Origin of the sequence: Pseudonocardia sp. (genome assembly GCF_025965585.1) — a bacterium.
GTDB lineage: Bacteria > Actinomycetota > Actinomycetes > Mycobacteriales > Pseudonocardiaceae > Pseudonocardia.
The window spans coordinates 1-4,888 of the sequence record NZ_JAOPWR010000192.1 but is presented as its reverse complement, the minus strand read 5'-3'; the positions used below and the strand labels follow the sequence as shown (position 1 = coordinate 4,888).

3 protein-coding genes and 1 pseudogene are annotated in these 4,888 nt (G+C 77.5%); all 4 read left to right on the top strand.

From position 1 onward, the window contains the following. Positions 1–760: pseudogene (locus JWR81_RS12330) on the top strand (cobyrinate a,c-diamide synthase); the annotation flags it as partial. 307 nt (positions 761–1,067) lie between these two features. Beyond that, positions 1,068–1,892, top strand: coding sequence for a precorrin-4 C(11)-methyltransferase (cobM, locus tag JWR81_RS12325; protein WP_297650734.1), 825 nt, complete (start codon positions 1,068–1,070; stop codon positions 1,890–1,892). Positions 1,893–1,974: 82 nt separating this feature from the next. After that, complete coding sequence (gene cbiE, locus JWR81_RS12320) at positions 1,975–3,156, top strand: precorrin-6y C5,15-methyltransferase (decarboxylating) subunit CbiE (RefSeq protein ID WP_297650733.1); 1,182 nt, start codon at positions 1,975–1,977, stop codon at positions 3,154–3,156. After that, on the top strand, positions 3,153–4,888 hold a 1,736-nt coding region (gene cobJ, locus JWR81_RS12315), incomplete at its 3' end, for a precorrin-3B C(17)-methyltransferase (protein WP_297650731.1). The genes cbiE and cobJ, both read left to right, overlap by 4 nt.

The window sequence follows — 4,888 nt, the reverse complement described above, 5'->3', positions numbered from 1 at the left end:
CGTCGCGGCGGAGGACGCGAAGGCCGAGCTGGTGGCCGCGCACGTCGACCTCGATGCGGTGACGGCCCTGGCGGAGCCGCTGCCGTCCGGCCCAGTCTGGTCACCGGCCGAGGTCGTCGACGCCGGGCCCGCCGGGACGGCGCCCGGTCGTGCCGAACCCGGTCGCATCGCGGTGTTCGGGGGCGCCGCGTTCACCTTCGGCTACGCCGAGCACGTCGAGCTGCTGGAGGCGGCCGGAGCAGAGGTGGTGGTCGTCGACCCGCTGCGCGACGGTGGGCTTCCCCCGGACACCGCCGCGCTGGTGCTGCCCGGCGGCTTCCCCGAGGAGCACGTCGCCGCGCTCGGGGTGAACGCGACCCTGCGCGCCGACGTCGCCGCGCTCGCCGCGTCGGGGGCCCCGGTGCACGCCGAGTGCGGCGGGCTGCTCTACCTGTGCGCGTCGCTGGACGGCGCGCCGATGTGCGGAGTGCTGCCCGCCGAGGCCGCGATGACCGGGCGGCTGACGCTGGGCTACCGCGAGGCCGTCGCACTGGCCGACTCCTCGGTGTTCGCCGCCGGCACGCGGGTGCCGGGCCACGAGTTCCACCACTGCGCCGTGACGCCCCGCGCGGGCGCGCAGGCGGCGTGGGGGTGGCGGCGTGGGGAGCCCGAGGGGTTCGTCCAGGGCGGCGTGCATGCGTCGTTCCTCCACACCCACCCGGCGGGGGACCCCGGCGCTGTGGCGAGGTTCGTCGTCGCGGCCCGGTCGGCGCGCGTCTGACCGCACCGTCGCGCGGCCCCTCCCAGCCCGCGCCCCGCCGCGCTACGGGTAACCCCTGAGGTCGGGGGCGCGATGACGCGGATCCGCTGGGGAGGCGGACCTCGTCGTCGGCACCAGTGTGCCGGGCGGCGTCGCCGGGGCAACCGCGACCGCCGCGCGCGTTCCGTCATCGGCGCGCGCGTCGCATCGCGAGCGTGGGGCGGGAGCGCGAGCGTGGCCTCGATGCGGGTGGCGCTGACCGTGCCGAGCGTCGCAGTCCGGCCCGCGGGTTGGACTCGGCCGACCGCCGCATTACAGACTGTCCGGCGTGGATCGCGGGAGAGTGTCGTTCGTGGGGGCCGGGCCGGGCGCGGCCGATCTGATCACGCTGCGCGGGGCGCGGCGCATCGCCGAGGCCGACGTGGTGATCTGGGCCGCCAGCCTGGTGATGGAGGAGTGCGTCACCGAGCACGCCCGCGCCGACGCCGAGCTCGTCGACTCGTCGAAGATCGCCCACGAGGACGTCCTCGCGCTCTACCGCCGCGCCGCCGACGAGGGGCTGAAGGTGGCCCGCGTGCACTCCGGCGACCCGTCGCTGTGGGGCGCGGTACAGGAGCAGTACGACGCGGCCGAGGCGATGGACCTCGAGGTCGAGATCGTGCCCGGCGTCTCCGCGTTCGGGGCGGCCGCGGCCGTCGCCGGACGCGAGCTGACCATCCCCGAGGTCGCACAGTCGGTGGTGCTCACCCGGCTCGAGGGCGGCAAGACACCGATGCCGACGAGGGAGAAGCTGCGCGAGTTCGCCCGCCACGGCACCACGATGGCGATCTTCCTGTCGGCGGCGCGGACGTCGCAGATGGTGGAGGAGCTGACCGCGGGCGGCTACCCGGCCGACACCCCCGTCGTCGTCGCCTACCGCACGAGCTGGCCCGACGAGATCACGGTGCGCTGCCGGCTCGACGAGGTCGAGGCGGTGTGCAAGGAGCGCAAGCTCTGGCGCCAGACGCTGTTCCTGGTCGGCGCCGCGCTCGGGGCCACCGGCACGCGCAGCCACCTCTACCACCCCGGCCACTTCCACACGTTCCGCAAGCCCGAGCGTGAGGCGCGAGCGGCACTCCGGGCCGCCCGCGCCGCCGGCCGCCCGGCCCCGTGACCCAGCCCGCGAGTCGACGCGAACTGGTCTGCGGGTCGGCACGGATCGGCGCGCGGGTCGGCACGGATCGGCGGCGGGCCGCGTGGGCCTGACCGTCATCGGGATGGACGGCGGGCCGCTCCCTGCGGGAGGCATCGAGGCCCTCGCCGCCGCCGAGATCGTCGCGGGCGGACGCCGCCACCTCGCCGCCGTCCCGCTCCCGGACGCCGCCGAGCGGGTGGAGCTCGGCCCGCTCGAGCCCGCCCTGGAGAAGCTCGCCGGCCGCCGCGCGGTGCTGCTGGCCAGCGGCGACCCGGGGTTCTTCGGCATCGTCCGCGTGCTGCGCGAGCGCGGCCACACGCCGGTGGTGCTGCCCGCACCGTCCAGCGTGCAGGCGCTGTTCGCGCGGCTCGGGCGCTCGTGGGACGACGTCGCCGTGGTCAGCGCCCACGGCCGCGCGCTCGGCCCGGCCGTCAACGTCTGCCGGGCCGCAGCCGCCACGGCCGTGCTGACGGCGCCGGGCGCCGGGCCCGCCGAGATCGGCGCGGCGCTCGACGGCTGGCCGCGCACCCTCGTCGTCGCCGAGGACCTGGGCGGGCCTTCCGAGCGCTTGACGACGCTGCCCGCCACGGAGGCAGCCGGTCGCGACTGGCATCCGCTCAGCGTCGTCCTGTGCCTGCGCGACGCCGGCGCCGTCCCCGCGCGTGGCTGGTACGCCGGTGGCGAGCCCGTGCCGCCGCCCGGTGGCTGGGCGCTGCCCGACGACGCGTTCGCCCACCGCGCCGGCATGGTCACCAAGGCCGAGGTGCGCGCGGTGGTGCTCGCCCGGTTGGCGCCCCGGCCCGGGACGCTCATGTGGGACGTCGGTGCGGGGTCCGGGTCGGTCGCCGTCGAGTGCGCCCGGCTCGGGGCGGCGGCGCTGGCGGTCGAGCGACGCCCGGACGACCTCGCGCGGATCGCCGAGAACGCCGCCGCCCACGCCGTCGACGTGCGCCTGGTCGACGGCGAGGCGCCCGCTGCGCTCGCGGGGCTGCCGCATCCCGATGCCGTGTTCGTCGGAGGCGGGGGCCCCGAGGTGGTCGCCGCCGTCGCGGGGGCCGACCGGGTGGTCGTCGCCCTCGCCGCCCTCGACCGCATCGCCCCGACCCGCGCCGCCCTGCTCGCCGCCGGCCACGCCGTCGACGGCGTGCAGATCGCCGCGTCCCGCCTCAGCCCGCTGCCCGACGGAGCCGTCCGCCTGGCAGCCACCAACCCGATCACCGTCCTCTGGGGAGTTCGTCCGTGACCATCGCCCTGTTCGCCGTCACCGATGCCGGCCGTCGCGCAGCCGCCGAGGTGGGGGCCGCGCTCGGCGCCACGACCCACCCGCTCGACGAGCTGCCCGCGCTCTGGCCCGCTCTCGACGGGGCCGTGTTCTTCCTGGCCACGGGCGCCACGGTCCGGCTGATCGCGCCGCTGCTCGCCGACAAGCGCACCGACCCCGGCGTCGTCTGCGTGGACGAGGCGCGCCGCTTCGCCGTGGCCCTCGCGGGTGGTCACGAGGGGGGTGCCAACGTCCTCGCGTCGCGTGTCGCGGCCGTGCTCGGAGCCGAACCGGTGATCACCACGGCGTCCGACGCGGCGGGCAGCGCGGGCGTCGACGAGCTGGTGGCACTGCTCGGTGCCACCGTCGACGGGGACGCGGCGGCCGCCGGCACCGCCCTTCTCGACGGGGCCGCGCGCGTCGAGAACCCGCTCGGCTTCCCGCTGCCCCCGCTCCCGCCGCTGACGGGGGAGCCGCGGCACACGATCACGATCACCGACCGCCTCGACGACCCGACACCCGCGCCCGCAGCCCCCGGCTCGCGCGCGCCGGCGGATGTGTCGAGCGCGGACGCTGAGTCCGACTCGCGCGCCGCGGCGCCCCGGCTCGCGCGCACTCGGCTCGTGCCGCCCACCCTCGTCGTCGGGATCGGGAGCGCCCGGGGCGTGCCCGGGCAGGCCGTCACCGACACGCTGCGCCGCCTGGGGACCGAGCACGGGCTCGACCTGCGCGCCGTCCGCGCGTGGGCGAGCCTCGACCTCAAGGCCGACGAGGCCGGCATCCTCGCCGCCGTCGCCCCCGCCGAGCTGCGCACCTACCCGGCCGAGGTGCTGGCCGCGATCGAGGTGCCCCATCCCAGCGAGGTGGTCCGGGCGGAGGTCGGCACGGCCAGCGTCGCCGAGGCGGCCGCCCTGCACGCGGCGGCGGAGCTGGCCGGGGGAGCGCCGGTCGAGCTGGCCGTCCCCAAGATCAAGGGCGACAACGTGACCGTGGCCGCGGCCCGGATCCGGCCCCGCGGACGGCTCGCGGTGGTCGGTCTCGGGCCCGGCGCGGCCGACCTGCGGGTGCCGCGCGCGGACGCCGAGCTGCGCCGGGCCTCGATCGTGGTGGGGCTCGACCAGTACGTCGACCAGATCGCCCACCTGCTCCGTCCCGGCACCGAGGTGCACGCCAGCGGCCTCGGCGACGAGGAGCAGCGCGCCGCCGACGCCGTCGCGCTCGCGGCGAAGGGGCACGCCGTCGCGCTGATCGGCTCCGGTGATGCGGGCGTCTACGCGATGGCGAGCCCGGCCCTGCAGGGCGCGGGCCCTGAGACGATCGGTGTCGGCATCGAGGTGGTGGGTGTCCCCGGCGTGACCGCGGCGCTGTCGGCGGCCGCGCTGCTCGGGGCGCCGCTGGGCCACGACCACGTGCTGATCTCGCTGTCGGACCTGCACACCCCGTGGCCGGTGATCGAGCAGCGGGTGGCCGCGGCCGCCGCGGCGAACTTCGTGACCTGCTTCTACAACCCGCGCAGCCGTGACCGGCACTGGCAGCTCGGCGCGGCCCTCGACGCGTTCCGGGCGCACCGCCCCGCCGACACCCCCGTCGGCGCCGTGCGGCAGGCCGGGCGACCGGGCCAGCGGGTGTGGACGCGGCCGCTGTCGGAGTTCGACCCGACGGAGGTCGACATGCTCACGACGGTGGTGGTCGGCTCCAGCGCGACGCGGATGGT